The 20,107-nt window shown below is 43.4% G+C and carries 20 protein-coding genes; 9 read left to right on the top strand and 11 right to left on the bottom strand.

The features are described 5' to 3' along the window. The first annotated feature begins 23 nt into the window (after positions 1 to 23). From NAF17_RS01640 to NAF17_RS01625, 4 genes are all read left to right on the top strand, one after another. Positions 24 to 257 carry a hypothetical protein gene (locus NAF17_RS01640; RefSeq protein ID WP_252756234.1) on the top strand — a complete coding sequence of 78 codons (234 nt, stop codon included), beginning with the start codon at positions 24 to 26 and terminating at the stop codon, positions 255 to 257. Positions 258 to 348: 91 nt separating this feature from the next. Continuing rightward, positions 349 to 2,355 carry an NAD-dependent DNA ligase LigA gene (ligA, locus tag NAF17_RS01635; protein WP_252756233.1) on the top strand — a complete coding sequence of 669 codons (2,007 nt, stop codon included), beginning with the start codon at positions 349 to 351 and terminating at the stop codon, positions 2,353 to 2,355. A 6-nt stretch (positions 2,356 to 2,361) separates the two neighbouring features. Then, a complete protein-coding gene (locus NAF17_RS01630) occupies positions 2,362 to 3,351 on the top strand; it encodes a Gfo/Idh/MocA family protein (RefSeq protein ID WP_252756232.1) in 990 nt (329 codons plus the stop codon). Between the two features lie 15 nt (positions 3,352 to 3,366). Beyond that, a complete protein-coding gene (locus NAF17_RS01625) occupies positions 3,367 to 3,879 on the top strand; it encodes a hypothetical protein (RefSeq protein ID WP_252756231.1) in 513 nt (170 codons plus the stop codon). 35 nt (positions 3,880 to 3,914) lie between these two features. On the opposite strand, the gene NAF17_RS01620 is transcribed toward NAF17_RS01625, so the two are convergent. From NAF17_RS01620 to NAF17_RS01600, 5 genes are all read right to left on the bottom strand, one after another. Beyond that, the gene (locus NAF17_RS01620; RefSeq protein ID WP_252756230.1) at positions 3,915 to 4,091 is read right to left on the bottom strand and encodes a DUF6496 domain-containing protein; all 177 of its coding nucleotides are present in this window, start codon (positions 4,089 to 4,091) and stop codon (positions 3,915 to 3,917) included. Positions 4,092 to 4,201: 110 nt separating this feature from the next. Next, a complete protein-coding gene (locus tag NAF17_RS01615) occupies positions 4,202 to 4,408 on the bottom strand; it encodes a cysteine-rich CWC family protein (RefSeq protein ID WP_252756229.1) in 207 nt (68 codons plus the stop codon). Between the two features lie 164 nt (positions 4,409 to 4,572). Then, positions 4,573 to 6,951 carry a ribonucleoside-diphosphate reductase subunit alpha gene (locus NAF17_RS01610; protein WP_252756228.1) on the bottom strand — a complete coding sequence of 793 codons (2,379 nt, stop codon included), beginning with the start codon at positions 6,949 to 6,951 and terminating at the stop codon, positions 4,573 to 4,575. A gap of 160 nt (positions 6,952 to 7,111) precedes the next feature. Next, the gene (locus NAF17_RS01605; RefSeq protein WP_252756227.1) at positions 7,112 to 8,086 is read right to left on the bottom strand and encodes a ribonucleoside-diphosphate reductase small subunit; all 975 of its coding nucleotides are present in this window, start codon (positions 8,084 to 8,086) and stop codon (positions 7,112 to 7,114) included. Between the two features lie 689 nt (positions 8,087 to 8,775). Continuing rightward, on the bottom strand, positions 8,776 to 9,150 hold the full coding sequence (locus tag NAF17_RS01600; protein WP_252756226.1) for a methionine-R-sulfoxide reductase: 375 nt from the start codon (positions 9,148 to 9,150) through the stop codon (positions 8,776 to 8,778). Between the two features lie 225 nt (positions 9,151 to 9,375). Between NAF17_RS01600 and NAF17_RS01595 the strand changes: the two genes are divergently transcribed. Next, positions 9,376 to 9,948 carry a hypothetical protein gene (locus tag NAF17_RS01595; protein ID WP_252756225.1) on the top strand — a complete coding sequence of 191 codons (573 nt, stop codon included), beginning with the start codon at positions 9,376 to 9,378 and terminating at the stop codon, positions 9,946 to 9,948. 31 nt (positions 9,949 to 9,979) lie between these two features. Here NAF17_RS01595 and NAF17_RS01590 read toward each other — a convergent pair whose 3' ends face one another. After that, complete coding sequence (locus NAF17_RS01590; protein ID WP_252756224.1) at positions 9,980 to 11,500, bottom strand: serine hydrolase domain-containing protein; 1,521 nt, start codon at positions 11,498 to 11,500, stop codon at positions 9,980 to 9,982. A 220-nt stretch (positions 11,501 to 11,720) separates the two neighbouring features. After that, positions 11,721 to 12,599, bottom strand: coding sequence for a succinate--CoA ligase subunit alpha (gene sucD, locus NAF17_RS01585; protein WP_252756223.1), 879 nt, complete (start codon positions 12,597 to 12,599; stop codon positions 11,721 to 11,723). A gap of 406 nt (positions 12,600 to 13,005) precedes the next feature. Here sucD and NAF17_RS01580 point away from each other — a divergent pair, with 406 nt between their 5' ends. The 3 genes from NAF17_RS01580 (at position 13,006) to NAF17_RS01570 (ending at position 14,564) form a co-directional block, all read left to right on the top strand. Beyond that, positions 13,006 to 13,374, top strand: a complete 369-nt coding sequence (locus NAF17_RS01580) for a hypothetical protein (RefSeq protein WP_252756222.1) — start codon at positions 13,006 to 13,008, stop codon at positions 13,372 to 13,374. A gap of 136 nt (positions 13,375 to 13,510) precedes the next feature. Beyond that, positions 13,511 to 13,666 carry a hypothetical protein gene (locus tag NAF17_RS01575; RefSeq protein ID WP_252756221.1) on the top strand — a complete coding sequence of 52 codons (156 nt, stop codon included), beginning with the start codon at positions 13,511 to 13,513 and terminating at the stop codon, positions 13,664 to 13,666. Positions 13,667 to 13,793: 127 nt separating this feature from the next. Then, positions 13,794 to 14,564 (top strand): carboxypeptidase-like regulatory domain-containing protein, encoded by a 771-nt coding sequence (locus NAF17_RS01570; RefSeq protein WP_252756220.1) that lies wholly within the window; start codon positions 13,794 to 13,796, stop codon positions 14,562 to 14,564. A 199-nt stretch (positions 14,565 to 14,763) separates the two neighbouring features. On the opposite strand, the gene dctA is transcribed toward NAF17_RS01570, so the two are convergent. The 4 genes from dctA to NAF17_RS01550 form a co-directional block, all read right to left on the bottom strand. Continuing rightward, entirely contained in the window at positions 14,764 to 15,999 is a 1,236-nt protein-coding gene (gene dctA / locus NAF17_RS01565; RefSeq protein WP_252756219.1) for a C4-dicarboxylate transporter DctA, read from the bottom strand. Between the two features lie 103 nt (positions 16,000 to 16,102). Continuing rightward, positions 16,103 to 16,942, bottom strand: a complete 840-nt coding sequence (locus NAF17_RS01560; protein WP_252756218.1) for a sulfite exporter TauE/SafE family protein — start codon at positions 16,940 to 16,942, stop codon at positions 16,103 to 16,105. A 112-nt stretch (positions 16,943 to 17,054) separates the two neighbouring features. After that, the gene (locus tag NAF17_RS01555; protein ID WP_252756217.1) at positions 17,055 to 17,252 is read right to left on the bottom strand and encodes a PhoPQ-activated protein PqaA family protein; all 198 of its coding nucleotides are present in this window, start codon (positions 17,250 to 17,252) and stop codon (positions 17,055 to 17,057) included. Between the two features lie 98 nt (positions 17,253 to 17,350). Then, positions 17,351 to 17,548 (bottom strand): DoxX family protein, encoded by a 198-nt coding sequence (locus NAF17_RS01550; protein WP_252756216.1) that lies wholly within the window; start codon positions 17,546 to 17,548, stop codon positions 17,351 to 17,353. 163 nt (positions 17,549 to 17,711) lie between these two features. Between NAF17_RS01550 and NAF17_RS01545 the strand changes: the two genes are divergently transcribed. Further along, positions 17,712 to 19,550, top strand: coding sequence for a UbiD family decarboxylase (locus NAF17_RS01545; protein WP_252756215.1), 1,839 nt, complete (start codon positions 17,712 to 17,714; stop codon positions 19,548 to 19,550). Positions 19,551 to 20,107: the final 557 nt, after the last annotated feature.

The raw sequence follows: 20,107 nt of genomic DNA, 5'->3' as shown, positions 1-20,107 counted from the left end.
GATAATCAATAACACTAATTCTATTGTTGCTTACAGCAGCATCTACCTTAACCAAAGCACAACGGTTTAACATCGGAAACTATAACCTACGTTACTCCAACAAAAGCGATTGTACCGCCGGCGATAAACGCATCGACCATATTTTTGTAAACAAACAATTTAAGGTTAAACGCTACGCTATTTTAACAAAAACCAATCATGGCCGCACGCCGTCAGACCATTATTCGGTGGTGGCTGTTATGGAGTATAGTAACTAATAACGAATATTGAAGTTAATTTCGGCGTTCGATATTAAAATTCATTATTCGATATTATCTTAGCTAAGCAACAATTCCTATCTTCGCTATCATGTCGCCCAAAGACCAAATTAAGGCCCTTACTGCCGAGCTGAGACAGCACACTTACAACTATTACGTGCTGGCTATGCCTACTATTTCTGATTACGATTTCGACCAAAAGCTGGAACAGCTGAGCAAGCTGGAAAAACAGTTCCCCGAGTTTTTAGACCCCGAATCGCCTACGCAGGTGGTTGGTGGTGATATCACCAAAGAATTTGTAACGGTTAAACACCGCTGGCCGATGCTCTCGTTAGGAAACACCTATAACGAGCAGGAGCTAATAGATTTTGATCAGCGCATCCGCAAGTCAATAGGCGATAATTTTGAATATGTATGCGAGCTGAAGTTCGACGGCCTTTCTATGAGCCTTACTTACGAGAATGGCAAACTTGCCCGTGCCGTTACCCGTGGCGATGGCGCGCAGGGCGATGAAGTAACCACTAACGTTCGTACCATTCATAGCATACCCAAGAAATTAGATAACGGCAACTACCCGGATCTGTTCGAGATTCGTGGTGAGGTGTTTATGCACCTGAAAGCTTTTGAACGCCTGAACAAAGAGCGTGTAGATAACAGTGAAGTGCCATATGCTAATCCCCGTAACTTTGCATCTGGCACTATGAAACTACAGGACTCGGCAGAGGTTGCCCGCCGTCCGCTGGATTGTTTTTTATATGGCCTTTACACCGAAAAAACTTTATTCAAAACCCACTGGGAAAGCCTCGAAGCTGTTAAAAACTGGGGCTTCCATGTAAATAACCATAGCCGTTTGGTAAGTGACATTAACGGCGTATTGGAGTTTATTAACCATTGGGATATAGCCCGCCATGACCTGAGTTATGACATTGATGGTATTGTTATTAAAATAAATAACTACTCGCAACAGCAGGAACTTGGCTTCACCGCCAAATCGCCACGCTGGGCTATCTCCTACAAATTTAAGGCAGAACGTGTGGAGACCGAATTACTGGCTGTTACCTACCAGGTTGGCCGCACAGGCGCGGTTACCCCGGTGGCCAATTTAAAGCCGGTACTACTGGCTGGCACCACTGTAAAACGCGCCACATTGCATAACGCTGATGAGATAACTGAACGCCTTAAACTGCACGAACACGATACCGTTTTTGTAGAAAAAGGCGGCGAGATCATCCCTAAGATCATTAGCGTGAATCTGGACAAACGCAAACCCGGCACGAAGGCTATTGAATACATTAACCATTGCCCTGCTTGCAACACCAAACTGCTTCGTGCCGATGGCGAGGCTGCATGGTATTGCCCCAATGATGAAGGCTGCCCGCCGCAAATTATGGGCAAAATGCAGCATTACATTGGCCGCAAAGCCATGAACATCGACGGGCTTGGCGATGAAACTATTGAAACCCTTTACCGCCAGGATTTTATTAAGCACATCAGCGATATTTATCATTTATTTGAACGTGCCGATGACCTTAAGAAGCTTGGCCGCTTTGGCGAAAAATCTATCAATAATATGTTGGATGGTATTGAGAGGTCTAAACAGCAACCGTTTGAAAAAGTGATGTTTGGAATGGGGATCCGCTACGTGGGTGAAACAGTTGCCAAAAAACTGGTAGCGCATTTTAAAACCATTGATAACCTGATGGCTGCTACCGCCGAAGAACTAATTGCTGCCGAAGAAATTGGCGGCCGCATAGCAGAGAGCGTCACCGAATATTTTGCAGACGAAAGCCATCGCCAGGAAATTGAAAGACTACGGGCAAGCGGCCTGCAATTTGTGGCCGAAGAAAAAGAAGTGAACCTTGCCAGCGAAAAATTCAGCGGGCAAAGCTTTATTATCTCCGGCGTGTTTGAGAAATACTCGCGAGATGAGTTGAAAGATATTATCGAGCAAAACGGCGGGAAGATCTTGAGCAGTATCTCTGCTAAGCTGAATTACCTTGTGGCGGGTGAGAATATGGGCCCTGCCAAATTAGAAAAAGCGAATAAATTGAATATACCGATCATCAGCGATGAAGAATTGCTGGCAATGTTAAGCTAAACATACATGACTACAATTAACTGGGGCATTATAGGCTGCGGCAACGTAACCGAAAAAAAGAGCGGACAGGCTTATAATAAAATTACCGATAGCAAACTGGTTGCCGTAATGCGCCGCGATGCCGCCAAAGCCGCCGACTATGCCCAACGCCACAATGTTGGCAAATGGTACAGCGATGCCGAAGACCTGATGAACGACCCGGAGGTTAACGCGGTATCGATTGCTACGCCACCGGCTTCACATTTGGAGTATGCCTTGCGCGCTATTGAAAAAGGGTTGAACATTTATGTAGAAAAACCCGTTACCCGCAACGCGCAGGAAGCGCAGGATATGGCCGATGCCGTGCGAGAAAGCGGCGCAAAACTTACTGTAGCGCATTACCGCCGGGCTTTGCCTATGTTTTTGCATGTGAAGAGTTTGATAGACAGCAACGCCATTGGCGACATCCGCACGGTGCAGATCCGCATGTGGAAATACCAAAACCCAAACCCGCAAGCCGATGTAGACAACTGGCGCCTGCAGCCCGAATTTTCGGGCGGTGGCTATTTTCATGACCTGGCTCCTCACCAGCTCGATCTGATGTTATATTACTTTGGCAAACCGGCATCTTCAACCGGGTACAGCCTTAACCAAGGCGGGTTTAGCCCTGCCAACGATCATGTTTGCGGGCAGATCGTATTCAAGAACAAAGTGGTGGTGAACGGTTCCTGGTGTTTTAATGTAGCGCCAAGCGAGGCTACAGATATCTGTGAGATCATCGGCACAAAAGGGAAAATAACCTTCCCGTTCTTTGGCACATTTGTTACGCTGAAAAATGAAAAAGGCGAGGAAACGGTAAATTTTACCCATCCAGAACATATCCAGCAGCCGATGATCACCAAGATAGTAGCCTACTTTAAAGATGAAGGCCCTAACCCTTGTACTATTGACGAAGCTGTTGTTTTGATGAAAATAATGGATACGTTTACCATCTCTCAAAAATTAGAATTATCTTAGCATCAGCTTAATAGAATGAAAAATATTTTAAGGTCTGTTTTATTGATAACGTTGTTCATCAGCACAAAGGCATTTGCCCAAAGCTATGAAGTGCCTAAAGATTATCATTTTACCAAACCGGAAGATTATACCAAATACGAGGCCGACGTTGTCAAAACAGCCGACTGGCTGATGCATACCCACTGGGGTACCGAGCCTGTAAAATCAGAGGCAGCCACACAGTTCATCTTAAAATGGACAGAAGGGACACCTGATGTGGTGATTGAGTTGAAACAGGCTATTATGGACCTGTCGGATACGAACCCGCAGTTAGGGTTCATCTATATGTCGCAGTTTTCTAAATATGCTATACAACACAAGCAAGATTTTAATAAAACGCAGGCTAATTTAGCCGCGCTAAAGGCTGTTATTGCCAAGTACACCGCAGAGCCTACCCATAAGCACGATAACGATGTAGAGCAGCTGATAAAGCTTGACAAAGAAAACAAACTGGAAGCCTGGTTAGCCAACGAGTTTTCATTTCAATAAAAAAGCACCCATGTACCGGGCGATTCATAACATATTTAATCTTTCTTCTTAGGCACTTTAGCGCCTTCTTTACGTGCCTCAGATAGCCCTATCGCTATAGCCTGTTTTTTGCTGGTAACCTTTTTACCGTTGCCGCCTTTCAGCTCGCCTTCTTTCATTTCGTGCATGGTTTTCTCAACCTTTTCGACCGCTTTTTCAGAATATTTTGCCATGGTAGTGTGTGTTGAATTTGTACATAGTTGTAGCAAAGGTTTTGCCAAATTTTGTTTAAACACTGAAGGGCAAGGAGGAAACCACAAAGTACACAGAGATGAAAATTCTTCTACAAACTCACCTGGTACTCCTTTTGTAACTCCAGCAAGCAGTTGGCGCAAAGGCAGCCATCGTATAGTTCGCTTACATATTGCACCTCGTTGATACTTAGCTGCACGGTACTGCACTGGCACTTAGTGAATGAATTTGCTTTACATTCAAAGGGCGCGCTGCAACGGTCGCAGTGGAGTATTTCGTGTTTGGGTGAGGTGAGCATTGTTTTAAGTCCGGAAGTCGGTAAAGACCGAAAGTCCGTGAAGTGATTTTTTGTTTAATTAAAAAGTCCGAAAGCAAAGATGAGAAAACATCTTTTAACTTTCGGACTTATTCGGACTTTCTGACTTTCCGACTACTTATAATTTATATGAAATATTAGGCAAATTATGCAGAGCAGGTAACACAACCCTCTTCCATTGAGCAAGATGGGCCGGCCGGCATTTCTTCCTGGTTACTGTCAGAAACAACTTCAGGTATAACGGCTTCCATGTTTTTACCACCACCCTGGTTCTCAACGGTAAATTTAACCGCTTGCGATGCTGCTTGTGTACGCAGGTAGTACATACCTGTTTTTAAGCCTTTCTTCCATGCGTAGAAGTGCATTGAAGTTAGTTTTGACGCATTTGGTGCGTTGATGAACAGGTTTAATGATTGCGACTGGCAGATATAAGCTCCCCTATCGGCAGCCATATCTATAATGTTACGCATCTTAATTTCCCAAACGGTTTTGTAGATCTCTTTGAGATCCTGAGGGATTTCGGCGATATCCTGGATAGAACCATTCGCAGTGATGATCCTGTCTTTCATTGAGGTATTCCAGATACCAAGGTTCACTAAGTCGCGCAATAAGTGTTTGTTCACAATGATGAACTCGCCGCTTAGCACACGGCGGGTGTAAATGTTTGAAGTATATGGCTCAAAACATTCGTTGTTACCCAGGATCTGTGAGGTAGATGCGGTTGGCATCGGCGCTACTAACAATGAGTTACGCACACCGTGGTTCATTACATCTAAACGCAGATTTTCCCAATCCCAACGGCCGCTCTCGGGTTTTACATCCCAAAGATCGAACTGGAACTTACCTTTTGATAAAGGCGAGCCTTTAAAGGTTTCGTAAGCGCCATCTTTTATAGCCAGGTCTTTAGAAGCCGTCATGGCAGCAAAGTAAATGGTTTCAAATATGTCTTTATTCAATTGCTTTGCTTCTTCGCTTTCGAACGGTAAACGTAACAGGATAAAGGCATCAGCCAAGCCCTGTACACCTAAACCAATTGGGCGGTGGCGCAGGTTAGAGTACTCTGCCTCAACAACAGGGTAATAGTTATTATCGATGATCTTGTTAAGGTTCAATGTAGCCTGGTAGGTTACTTCGTACAACTTAGCGTGGTCAAACTCGCCATTGATTACGTAACGTGGCAACGCTAATGAGGCAAGGTTACATACCGCAACTTCTTTATCAGAAGTAAACTCCATTATCTCGGTACAAAGGTTTGAGCTTTTGATGGTGCCCAGGTTTTGCTGGTTAGATTTTGCGTTGGCAGCATCTTTATACAACAAGTATGGGGTACCAGTCTCAACCTGGGCATCAAGCACTGCAAACCAAAGTTCTTGCGCTTTAATGGTTTTACGGCCTCGGCCTTCTCTCTCATAACGTTCGTAAAGTTCTTCAAATTCTTTACCGTGGCAATCTGCCATGCCCGGTGCTTCGTGCGGGCAAAACAGTGTCCACTCCTCGTTAGCTTCTACACGGCGCATAAATAAGTCAGATACCCAAAGGGCGTAGAACAAATCACGTGCGCGCATTTCTTCTTTACCGTGGTTCTTACGCAGGTCCAAAAACTCAAATATATCTGCATGCCATGGCTCCAGGTAGATAGCGAAAGCGCCTTTACGCTTGCCACCACCCTGATCTACATAACGTGCGGTATCGTTAAATACTTTTAGCATTGGGATGATACCGTTGCTGGTACCGTTTGTACCGCTGATGTATGAGCCTGTAGCCCTTACATTGTGGATGCTTAAACCAATACCACCCGCGCTTTGCGAGATCTTGGCAGTTTGTTTAAGCGTGTCGTAGATGCCCTCGATGCTGTCATCCTTCATAGTTAACAGGAAACATGATGACATTTGAGGTTTTGGTGTACCGGCATTGAAAAGGGTTGGTGTAGCGTGGGTAAACCAGCGTTCGCTCATCAGGTGGTATGTTTTGATGGCACTTTCGATATCTTCTTTGTGGATACCTACCGATACACGCATAAACAGGTGCTGCGGGCGTTCAGCTATTTTACCGTCTACCTTTAACAGGTACGATTTTTCTAAGGTTTTAAAACCGAAGTAATCGAAACCAAAATCGCGGTCGTAAATAATGCTGCTATCCAGGATATCGGCATTCTCGCGGATGATCTCGTATACATCATCGGCAAGTAAAGCGGCGTTTTTACCGGTTTTTTTGTCAACGTACTCATACATACGTTTCATAGTTTCAGAGAACGACTTGGTGGTGTTTTTGTGCAGGTTGGATACCGCTATACGCGAGGCAAGTAAAGCGTAATCAGGGTGTTTGGTGGTTAACGATGCTGCCGTCTCGGCTGCAAGGTTATCCAGTTCGGAGGTGGTAACACCATCAAACAAACCTTCAATTACTTTTTTTGCCACATCAATTGGGTCAACCAGGTTAAACCCATAGCACAGTTTTTCGATACGTGCTGTGATCTTGTCGAATTTTACCGACTCTTTTCTTCCGTCTCTTTTTGATACGAACATTTTGCCACCTCCTTATTCCCTGCCAACCCGACAGGGCTTATTGTTAATTATTTTATTATTTGCGATTTCACCGATTTGAGGATGATTTCACCGTTTTTTTGCTGTTGCGATTTCACCGATTTAAAAACTAATCTCTAATCTCCAGCCTCTAATCTCTACCCTAAAAATCCTCGTCTAACGAGAACGCCTTGCTTTCTGCGGTGCTGTTCATTACGCCGCTTTTTTGGTAATCGCCAACGCGTTTCTCAAAAAAGTTGGTTTTGCCTTGCAGGCTTATCATCTCCATAAAATCAAACGGACACGATACGTTGTATACTTTAGGGTAACCTAATTCGTCTAACCAACGGTCGGCCACAAATTCGATGTATTGGCTCATCAGTTTGGCATTCATACCAATAAGACTTACCGGTAGCGCGTCGCTCACAAATTCTTTTTCAATCTCAACCGCATCTGTGATGATCTTGGTCGCATCTGCTGTTGATAATTTAACATCCAACATTTTGTAAAGCATACAAGCAAACTCACAATGCGAACCCTCATCACGGGAGATCAGTTCATTGCTAAAAGTTAAACCCGGCATTAAGCCACGTTTTTTTAACCAGAAGATAGAGCAGAAACTACCGCTAAAGAAGATCCCCTCTACCGCCGCGAATGCTATTAAACGCTCGGCAAAGCTTCCGTTGTTTATCCAGCGAAGCGCCCATTCGGCCTTTTTACCTACACATGGCACAGTATCAATAGCGTGGAACAAACGGTCTTTTTCGACAGGGTCTTTTATATAAGTGTCAATTAATAACGCGTAAGTTTCTGAGTGGATGTTCTCCATCATGATCTGGAAACCGTAGAAACAACGTGCCTCGGGCAATTGCACCTCGCTCATGAAATTGATGGCCAGGTTCTCATTAACAATACCATCGCTTGCTGCAAAGAAAGCCAGGATGTGCGAAATAAAATGCCGTTCGCCATCGTTCAAAACTTCCCAGTGTTTCATATCGTCAGACAGGTCTATCTCTTCTGCTGTCCAAAAGCTGGCTTCGGCCTTTTTATACATTTCCCAAATAGCGGGGTATTTTATTGGGAGGATCACAAAGCGGTCTTTGTTTTCTTTTAGTAGTAATTCTGTTTGCTCTGCCATACGAACGGTTCCTTATATTTTATGTATTATGTATTAAATTCATCTTCCTGTTAACCCTCTATCCTACTGTTTTTGTAACGAGCTGACAGCAGACAGTTATACCTTGCGAGTTTTTACTTAAACGGCGAAAAAAATTGCTTTTCGCATTTATATTACTCACTTTATATACCCCCACTAATCGTTTCTAAACTATTTTTAGTTGCACATTAGCCCATGTTTTACCATGGTCTTTTCTTTTCTGTTTCGATAGAACTATCGACAACACAGATAGCGTTAAAAAGAACTTCTAATTCAAAGATAGGGTAAGACACCGTTTCATGTTAATCTAAGTTTTTAACATCACCTATAAGTTGTCAACAATATCCAGCAATACTTCAAAAGTATTTTAGAATGACATTAAAAACAAGAACTTAACAAACAGCTTGTTACCAAGTTTTAAACTAATAAATTGAATATTTAAAAATAAAAAACCATTAATCCTTGCAGGATATAAACACGTTGTCAACCGCCCTAAAAATCAAAGGAATACCTAAGGTAAAAGGCTTCAAAAACGTCATTTTTACGCGCCGAAAATTTAACATTGAGTGACTGATTATTTAACAAAGCAACATGTGGAAAAAGAAAAAAATCTTGCCAAAAAAACCGCGGGTATTTAAACTTTCGGGGCTCATTAAACCTGTCGTATTGACTTATTTTTTCAGCTCGTCAACCGATACAAATTTCATAGAAACCGAGTTAACACAATGCCTGGTATTTTTAGGTGTAAGATACTCACCCTGGAAAACGTGGCCTAGATGAGCACCGCAATTCGCGCAAAGTATTTCTGTCCTTCTACCGTCCGCGTCGGTTTCCCATTTAACTGCACCGGCTATCTCATCGTCAAAACTTGGCCAGCCACAGTGCGATTCAAACTTTGATTCGGAAGTGTACAACGGTGTATCGCAACGCTTACAAACGTATACGCCTTCGGCCTTGTTATCCAGCAACGCGCCGGTAAACGGGCGCTCGGTACCTTTGTGTAATATGATGTATTCTTCTTCGGGTGTTAATTGATTATATGCCATTATATTGATTATATGATTTTAGAAGCGATTTCACCGCCTATAGCTCTTCGTTTTTATATAAATATACGACAATTTTGGGGCAGATTTAGTTTGTGGAATGGATGTTTACATGGGGTTGACAAGATGCAAATGCACAGACAAAAGAGAGGTGGATGCCATTTCTAACCTTTCGAAGTGCGCGCGAAAAAGCCTACTATAATAGAAAATTTTCGTAATCTTATAGGCATGAACCTACTAATTATTGCAACCTACACATTTGTACATTTTACGCAGCCTACAACAACACAGACAATATCGTTCAAAGATGATACAGCTTATATCGATATTAAAAAATACGCGTTAATTCCATTAGACGAGAATAGGGACAAAGATAGGTTCGAAACGGGTTCAAAGCCGACAGCGCTATATGCTACGGAAATCAAAAAAATAGAAAAGCTAATTCGAAACCGCGTTTCAGAACTAAATGACCTGCGGGCCGAAATGAAAAAATATAAAGAAATGAGTAAAGAGCTTCACAAAAGCAACTACGATAAAAATAAAATTGACGCCATACAAAATTACCTATTAATACAGGATAACCTTATTAGTAATCCCGGAAAGTATTACAAACAGTTTATAGTCGTTATAAACTCTAAAGGAGAAAAAGAGGTTTGGGTAAATTGTTTCTGTAAAACTGATAATTTTGACTGGAAAACACATGTAGTTTTTGTATTAGACGGTGGTAGCTGCTTCTTTAATGTTAAGATAAACCTAACCACCGGCCTTATTACCGAATTTGGAATAAATGGGGTAGCGTAATAAATATTCCATTCGCGGGCGCGGGTGGGTTTTAAAGTTTCACCACCCCAATGTGATACTCCTGTATCAACGCCGGGTTCTCGGGCGTTAAGGTAAACGACACGCGCACGTCAGCCTTCTCGCCCTTCATAATAAAATAACCGCGCAGGTTGTTATCGGGTATAATCTCTCCCACGCTTACTATTTTACCAGCTTTGGCGTAAACATCAGTAGCCTCAGTTTTTAATTTGTCAGGGAAGTAATCCATAAAAAAGTTATCGGCGAAAATCCCGGTTGCTATTGGGTTGTCCCAGTCGGGTAACAGTTTTACTAATTCATCGCGGCGTTGAGTTAATATTTGCGAGGCCGCAACAGCCTTGGGTTTAACACCCGACAATGCCAGCAAGGTATCTAACGCGATGGCATTAGCCCTGCCGCCGTTAGCATACGTTAAATTAGCGAAGCAAACTACCCCAACGCCATACTCCGGCAGGATATTCCATTGGCTGCCAAAGCCGGGTAAACCACCGCTGTGGCCAACATAAACCCGGTTATCGCAATCTTTAGCCCAGCGCAGACCGTAGCCATAGGCGGACACCGTTGGGCAGGGCCTGCCAGTAGTGGTTTTAGCATTTGGGGTTAAATAATTGACATCCCAGGGATATTGCATCTCCCGGACAGAACTGCGTTTAACCGGGCCCAATTCCGCATCATTCCTGGCCGGCCAGGCATTTTGGTGCACTGCTATATACTTGCTAAAATCTTCAATAGTGGTTATCAACCCGCCCATGGCGCCGTATGCACCATCGTGCAGTAAGGGTTGCTCTATCCATTTTTCATTCATCCAGCGGTAACCGTGGGCCAACTTATCTTTGGGTGCTTTTGTGTATTCCCAATAAGTATGCGTCATGCCGAGGGGTTTCAAGATATTGTCGCTGATGTAATCCTCATAAGTTTTGCCCGATGCTTTTTTTATGATATACCCAAGAGTTGCAAAACCCAGGTTGCTATACTCATAACCATTTCCGGGATTATTAGAGAACGATACCCCTTTTTTGTAAATGGCTACCAGTTCATCATCGCTAACCGCCAGCTGGCGGTCGCCCCATGGGTTATCTTCCGGGAAACCTGCGGCATGAGTAAGCAAATGGCGAATGGTTATCGGTGTAGCATCTTTTGTGAGATACTTATTGTTCTTCATTTCGGGTATGTAAAGCGAAGCGGGATCATCCAACTTTAATTTACCTTCGTCGCGCAGTTTCAAAATAGCCATAGCTGTAAGGCTCTTGGTCATGGATGCTATGCGAAAATCGGATTGTGAGCTTACCTGTATTTTGGCGTCGATATCGGTATAACCCATATTGCCCGTATGCACCAACTTACCATCCATCACAATACCATAAGCCATACCCGGCCAGTGGTTTTGCTCGGCATATTCTTTATAAAGCTTATCGATAACCGGGAAAGTCGCCTCAATTTTCTTCAGCCTGTCGGGGTCTGTAAAGGTTGCAGGCTTGTATTGGGCGAAAGTAGTGGTGGAGACTAAAAGAAAAAGAACAAGGTATTTTTTCATAGCGGGATGATTTTGTCTGAATCGGAATTAACGAATTTAAGGATTTTTAGAATAAATATGTTATGTAATTGCGAGAAGCATAGCAACATGGCAATCTCAGCATATCCGCTTGTCCTATAAGATTGCTGCGCTATCGCTCGCAATGACACAGTAGGTATTAAACAAGAAAATCCCGGTTAAAATTGACCGGGATTTTCTTATATCTTAATTCTTGATTCTATTATTTCAGTTTCGCCAATTCCTCTGCCATGGCAGCGCCAATTTCGGCAGGAGATTCTACTACACGGATCCCACACTCGCGCATGATCTTCATTTTTGCAGCAGCTGTATCATCGGTACCGCCAACAATTGCACCAGCGTGGCCCATACGACGGCCCGGAGGCGCTGTTTGGCCGGCAATAAAGCCAACAACCGGTTTCGTACCAAATTCTTTGATCCAAAGAGCGGCTTCTGCTTCCATACCACCACCAATTTCACCAATCATGATGATTCCGTGTGTGTCAGGGTCGTTCATTAATAATTCAACAGCTTCCTTTGTTGGGGTACCTATGATTGGGTCGCCACCAATACCAATAGCGGTAGTGATACCTAAACCGGCCTTAACAACCTGATCAACCGCCTCGTAAGTAAGCGTACCCGATTTTGAAACCACACCTACGTGGCCTTTTTTGAAGATAAAGCCCGGCATAATACCAATTTTACTTTCATCGGCAGTAATAACACCCGGGCAGTTAGGGCCAATAAGGCGGCTATCTTTATCGGTTAAATATTCTTTTACCGCAATCATGTCCTTTGTGGGGATACCTTCGGTGATACATACAATAACTTTGATACCGGCTTCGGCAGCTTCCATAATGGCATCTGCACCAAAAGCTGGCGGAACAAAAATGATAGATACATCGGCACCTGTTTGGTCAACCGCGTCTTTAACTGTGTTAAAAACAGGCCTGTCTAAATGGCTTTGGCCACCTTTACCCGGTGTAACACCACCAACTAACTGTGTACCATAAGCAATCATTTGCTCAGCATGGTAGCTACCTTCTTTACCGGTAAAACCCTGTACTATAACTTTAGAATCTTTGTTTACGAGAACGCTCATCGGCTTTTTAGTTTTTGTATGGCAAATCTAAAGTTATTGCCCTTAAAGTCAAATTATATTTTACCTGCATAGGTGTACAAAATTGAAATCCATCAAAAAATCACTTTTAAGTTATGTATTTGCTAAAACCCGATTTCAATAATCAACAGTAATAAATTTAAGCATAACATTGCTTTAATATCATTTTAGTTAAAAAAAATTCACAAACACACCTATATACCACATAAAAAACACAACTTACTCATCTTTAGCATCTTTACAAGCTTACTTTTCACAATAGCGGCCCAGGCGCAGTTTAATCAATTTGGCAAAAAACCGCTTGATAAGGGTACGGAGATGGTATCCGGCGGCGGGTTTAAACTTTGCGCCGGCTTTTACGAAATGACCAACCAAAGCTATCGCCTGCATGCCGGTACGCGCGGGTAAGGACGATGGTTATATGCTTGCACCGGTACTGGGGCCTAAAAGCAACGTGGTGATCCTGATCCTTAAAAATACTCAAAAACACCTCAACGTTAAACAGCACGATATACAGGTATTGCTATGGGCCATTATTGCACGGACCCGTTTTGTAAATATGGGGACTGATATTAAGCTAACAGCAAACACGCTGCTGCCCCCACAGGAACTATTAGTACTAGAAGACGGCGCTTTAAGTGTATTACCAGCAAGCCTGATGGATAAAGCCAAAGGCCAGCTACCAACTGCGGTACAAAGCGTTTTCGGGGCCGAAAATAACATCCGCAGGCCGGCAATTCATCTTACGAAGAAATGAAGAAATATGCGGTAATAGCAGGTATTGCTTCACAACCAGATCCTGACGTACCGTCTGTCACCTGGTCCTTACACCCCAATGGTTATTACATCAGGTATTTCCCGAGTGAATATTCTATTACGAGAGGCAGATATTTGTGCCACAGGAACTGATAAGCACTAAACCCGGGCTGGTTTATGATGCGCCAAATGGTATTGCCTGTCCGGCCAACGTAGGTTCGCAACGCCTTGTACAAATTAACGAACCGCTAAACCTGGAATACACCAGAAAACTGAAGATCATTTGTAATTAGGCATCTCCAATAATAACATACGGCAGACATTTGGTTGCCGTACTTGTTTGATCCCATTGTTAAAATGAGTTAAACGTTATCTATTTTTTAAATAAAGCATGTAACTTTATAATACAACATCGAACCTATGAAAAACCTGTTACCGGTATTGCTTTTGCTGTTTTGCATTAACGCGGCTGCGCAAACGGTTACAGGTTTCGTAATAGATAAAAAAACCCGCAAGCCTATCGAATATATTATTGTTTCGGCAACCGCAACCAACACCATGACCAACGAGCAGGGTGCTTTTACGCTTCGTATATCTAAAGTAACGGATACCTTGCGTATTAAACCCATGGGATATAAACCTTACACCAAAGTAATAAGTCCCTGGAGCGGCAACTTGAAGCTGATAGAACTGGAAACGGCATCCATCAGGCTTAACGAGGTAGCTATTATGGCGAAACGAAACTTCATCCGCGACAGCGTAAATAACCGCAAGCAGTTTGCCAAAGAGTTTGCTTTTAAAGGCCCGAGTTTTGTTGAGGTAATGCATCCATCTGCAGTTAACGTTCCATTTGCCTGGGCAACGGTCGACTTGCTATCATTATTTAAAGCAGTAAACAAAAAGCATACTACCGCCTACCGTTTACAGCAAAATATGCTGCGTTACGAACGCGAAGACCACACCGCGCAACGCTTTAACAAACGGCTGGTTGCCCGTGTTACCAACCTACGGGGAGACACTTTAAATGATTTTATTACCATGTACCGCCCCAGCCCGGCGCAGATAGATGTAATGACGGATTATAATATGATGCTTTATATTAAGGATAATCTGCAACGGTTTAAGGCGAAGGCTACAAGTGCGAAAATAACAAAGCCGAATTTTAAGGTGGATACAACTGGCTTAGAATAATTATTTATTAAAAGCAATTGCAAATTCTACTATTGTTAAGATTATTACAAACATAAATATGAACAAAAACCGCATTCCAATTTTTTTTAATTTTTCGCGGTCATTATTTTTGATTGCAGGTACTATATTCCGTACAACGAAAACAAAAAGCCAAAAAAAAGCTATAACTTTTATTAAGGTCAAAACAAAATATAACGTGCTATTCATTTGAAATAGGCTTTATAAATTCTCCCTCACTCTTAGCCACCACAATTGTAGCCACCCCATTGCCGATTACATTGGTAATAGCGCGTGCTTCGCTCATAAAACGGTCTACACCTAAAAGAATGGCAACACCCTCTACCGGGATAATTTTAATGGCCGCCAGTGTGGAGGTGAGCACAATAAAACCACTGCCTGTTACACCTGCTGCACCTTTTGAGGTAATCATGAGGATACCAATAATGCTCAATTGTTGTTCGATAGAAAGATCTATCTTAAATACCTGTGCCAAAAATATTACCGACATAGATAGGTAAATAGTAGTCCCATCCAGGTTAAAGGAATACCCCGCGGGAATCACCAAGCCCACTACCGATTTGGAACAGCCAAACTTCTCCAGCTTTTCCATCATCCCCGGCAAAGCCGATTCGGATGACGATGTGCCCAGCACGATCAGGATCTCCTCTTTAATATATTTAAGGTATTGCCACAAACTAAATTTAAACAGGTAGGCGATGATATTCAGCACCACAAATATAAACAGGAACATGGTGAGGTAAACAGAACCCATCAGCAAGGCAAGTGGTTTAAGCGTTGCCAGCCCGTAAGTACTAATGGTGTATGCCATCCCGCCAAAGGCGCCTATTGGTGCAACCTTCATCACAATCTTCATGATGTTAAAAAACACCTTGGATAGCTTATCAAACGTAATGATGATGGATTGCCCCGCCTCCCCCAAACGGCTTAAGCCAAAACCGAACAGGATAGCAAAAAACAGGATTTGTATAATATCGCCTTTGGCAAAAGCTTCGAAGGCGTTTGTAGGTACTATGTGCGCTATAAAATCGCCCCATTTCATTTCGGCAGCGGCTTTTTCGTAGGATGCAAGTTTGGCGGTATCCACCTTAACGTGGTTATTAAAAAAGTTGGCTCCGGGTTTGATGATATTGGCAACGGTAACCCCTATCACCAGCGCTAGGGTAGTAACAATTTCAAAATATAGCAGGGCTTTACCACCAACACGGCCCACCTTTTTGATGTCGCTCATGCCGGCAATACCCAGCACAATGGTGAAAAAGATAATAGGCGCTATCAGCATCGTTATCAGGCTGATGAATACCTTACTGATCATCTGCGCGGTGGGCGCAAAACCTTTAAACTCAAGGCCAACTATTACGCCCAATATAATGGCAATAATAACCTGGAAAGTAAGGTTGCTGAAAAGGCGTTTCATGCGTTTGTGACTGGTGAATGGTTTATTGGCGAGTGGTTGCAAGATTTAAGGTAAATATAAAAATTAAAAACTACTCACCATTCTCTACTCACCAGTCACTAAATTATATCTTCCCCGTAATACCGTTGTAGATCATCTGGCTGGCTAAAAAGGTTACTACTACGGCAAATACCCATCGTAACCAGCGCGATGATTTCGTGTGGACAAGGATCTTGGAACCCGTAATGGCGCCGAAGAGTACGCCTATTACCACCGGCATAGCAATACCGGGGTCTATGTACCCGCGTTGCAGGTATACAACCGCACTTGCTGCAGCCGTTACCCCTATCATAAAATTGCTGGTAGTGGTGCTTACTTTAAACGGGATGCGCATAATGGTATCCATTGCCAACACCTTTAATGCGCCCGAACCAATACCTAATAAACCGGAGATAGTCCCTGCGAAGAGCATCATAAAGAAACCGCCGCTTACACGGGTAACGCCATAATTAATCTGCTCGCCATTACCATCGGGGTAGCTTCCGTAGAGTTTTAGTTTGGCTGCCAGGTAAGTTGGCTCTATCAGGATCTTTTCCGCTTTTTTACGTAACGACATGATTGCGGAAAAGATTAGTATCACGCCAAATAGCACCGCAATGTATTGTACCGGAATATAAACGGCTATTAATGCGCCTATGAGCGCACCTATGGTTGTAGCTATTTCCAAAAACATACCAAGCCGTATGTTTGTAATACCCTCCTTTACATATGCCGCTGCAGAACCTGATGAAGTAGCGATAACTGATACCAGCGAAGCGCCGATAGCATAATGAATATCAACGCCTAATACAAGGGTAAGTAAGGGAATTATAACCACCCCGCCGCCAAGACCGGTCAATGAACCCAACAAGCCCGCGAAATACGCGCCAACAAGTATGATGATCGTAAAAATAAGTACCGACATAGAGGCTGGAATTGTTGTCAGGCCAAAAGTAATATATCTTTTTTAATGATAAAAAGGAAGTAAATCTATCGTATTACTTTTTTTCGTTATTGAGCTGTTTTATGGCTTTCAACTACGCATTTAAAACCGCCTGGTTAAAACCATGTGCGGCATTTGGCACTAATATCATCTGCTTTTTTGGTTCCTGTATTTTATGGAAATAAACTTTGGTTGTTTCCATAGGGGTTAAAATATCCTGTTCGCCTTGTATCAGGTAAACCGGAATCTTAAATTGATAATAATCTTTACCAATGTTAATAGTGGCCATCATAGGTTTCACCCCCAACTTAGCATTCCCTACATAGTTCACAAAAGAGTAGTCGTCGCCATCTTCGCGGTTTTAATTATCTTTTGGATTTTCATTAACATCTAAATATGCTTAATAACAAACCAGCCAACAGGCACAAGCAAGGTTTTAACCAGCATACCTATAACTACCAGGATCTCAATATAGCCGGTAATATAAACTAAGGCCTCTTTATAAGTTATATAATTCGGCACCATCAGTACCATACCATTGGAAAATTTAAAATTTGCCGTAGCCGCGAAGATGAGTATTATACCCATAGCTAGCCTTATGCAGAAGTAATAATCGGGCGGGGTGGCCTGCAGTAAATGTTGCCTGCGAACTTACGCCAAACACGGCCAGTAATACAATAAGCTGTTTCATGACCTAAATATCGCTAAAACATTAAAATGTATAATATCTTTGGGCTTTAATTAGCTTAAAATGGGTTACAATAGTTTACAGGCTTGCATTACCGACCTTGAAAAGAACGGCCACCTCATCCGCATTAAGGAAGAGGTTGACCCTTACCTGCAAATGGCAGCCATACACCTGCGTGTTTTTGAGCACCAGGGCCCTGCCATTTTATTTGAAAACGTAAAGGGCAGCAAGTTTCCGGCGGTGTCAAATTTATTTGGTACGCTGGATAGGTCGCGCTTTATTTTTAGGGATACACTGGAGAAAATAAAGACCTTAATTGATATTAAAAACGACCCGATAAAGGCCATCAAACACCCTTTTAAGTACGCAAATACAGCAATGACCGCACTATCGGCCTTGCCGATGAAAGTACGCAAGGATGCACCGATAAGTTTTGATAAAGCATTAATTAGCGACATACCGCAAATAGTAAACTGGCCTAAAGATGGAGGCCCTTTTGTAACCATGCCGCAGGTTTATACGGAGGATGCCGATATGCCGGGCGTTATGAATGCTAACCTTGGCATGTATCGCATCCAGCTTGGCGGTAACGATTACGTGCAAGATAAAGAGATAGGCCTGCACTACCAGCTACACCGAGGTATTGGTGTGCACCAAACTAAGGCCAACGCTAAAGGCCAACCATTAAAAGTGAGCATTTTTGTAGGCGGCCCGCCGGCACATCCCGTTGCTGCCGTAATGCCCCTGCCCGAAGGCTTATCTGAAATGACCTTTGGCGGCGCTTTAGGCAATCGTAGGTTCCGTTATTTTTATGACGATGAAGGCTTCTGTATTTCTGCCGATGCCGACTTCGTAATAACCGGTACAGTGATGCCGATGGAAAATAAACCCGAAGGCCCGTTTGGCGATCACTTGGGCTACTATAGTCTTGTGCACCCGTTCCCACTAATGAAAGTGCACAACGTTTATCATAAAAAGGATGCGATATGGTCGTTCACCGTAGTTGGTCGCCCGCCGCAGGAGGATACCAGCTTTGGCGCTTTGATCCACGAAATTACCGGCAGTGCCATCCCGAAGGAGATCCCAGGTTTGCATGCTGTAAACGCGGTGGATGCTGCCGGTGTGCATCCGCTTTTGTTTGCCATTGGCAGTGAGCGTTATACGCCTTATGTGAAAGAGCGCTACCCGCAGGAGATCATCACCATTGCCAACCACATATTAGGCAAAGGGCAATTGAGCCTTGCAAAATACCTGTTCATCGCCGCGAAAGAGGATAACCCAAGTCTGGATGTGAACGATGTAGGCGGTTTCCTAAAACATATCCTGCAACGTATAGACCTTACCCGAGACCTTCATTTTCATACCCGTACTACTATTGATACCCTCGATTACAGCGGCGATGGCCTCAACAGCGGCAGTAAAGTTGCCATTACAGTAGCCGGTGATATCAAACGCGAGCTTTGGAACGAGTTGCCATCAACTTTTACCCTGCCCCGCCCCTTTGTAAATTATAAAATGGTGATGCCGGGCGTATTAGCTATAGAGGTGCCTAAAAACATCCGCACCAGCGATATGCCTTTAATGATGGAAATACTACAGGAACATTTAGCCGAAGCTGAATTAAGCGGGTTGCCGCTGATGGTGTTGTGTGATGATGCCGCCTTTACCGCGCAAAGCATCAATAATTTTGTATGGGTAACCTTTACCCGCAGCAACCCAAGTCATGACATTTACGGCATCAACAGCTTTACCGAGCACAAACACTGGGGTTGCAACGGCCCGCTGATGATAGATGCCCGCATTAAACCACACCATGCCCCGGTTTTGGAACGCGACCCGGAAGTGGAGAAGTTGGTTGATAAAATGGGTGAAATTGGTGGGGTGCTGCACGGGATCATCTAAACGATATCATGGTGAGCTTGTTGAACCATTTGTCGCGCGTATAAGTCTACTTCATTGCGAGCGATAGCGTATCAATCTTCGATAGAAAAGTCGTCGATTGGCGCCTCGTCAGCTTCGGAAGGGAGTTATTACAAGCCTGTGGATGTTCATTTTCTTTGCCTTAGCCGCAAGGAAAAGTAACCAAAAGAAAAGGCTAAGTCAAAGCGAAGCTTCCGCCCGCTCTGCCGATTCTGAACGCTTTCTCGCCGCATACGCGGACTTCGAAGCTAAACCGACATTCCCGCCAGACCCCCGCCCCGCCCGCTTTGACGTTTGGCCAACGCTCTTTAGAGAAAACTTTTTGAAAATTCTTTAATTCTATAAATTAAGGTTCAGACAAAATCTGGTAAAAGACGCGAAGTATCGCGTCTCATTACATAAAGGATTTGCGTTAGATTCTATGTTAATATGTAAGTATTAAAAGTATTTTTATATTTGAGTCTTAAGGCGGCTTTCTACCAGCCTGTTTAGGGCGGTTCTTTTAAGTGGCTGCTCTAACTATTTAATACCAATTTATT

This window comes from Mucilaginibacter aurantiaciroseus, from assembly GCF_024055595.1.
GTDB lineage: Bacteria > Bacteroidota > Bacteroidia > Sphingobacteriales > Sphingobacteriaceae > Mucilaginibacter > Mucilaginibacter aurantiaciroseus.
This window is presented reverse-complemented; position numbering and strand designations above follow the sequence as displayed.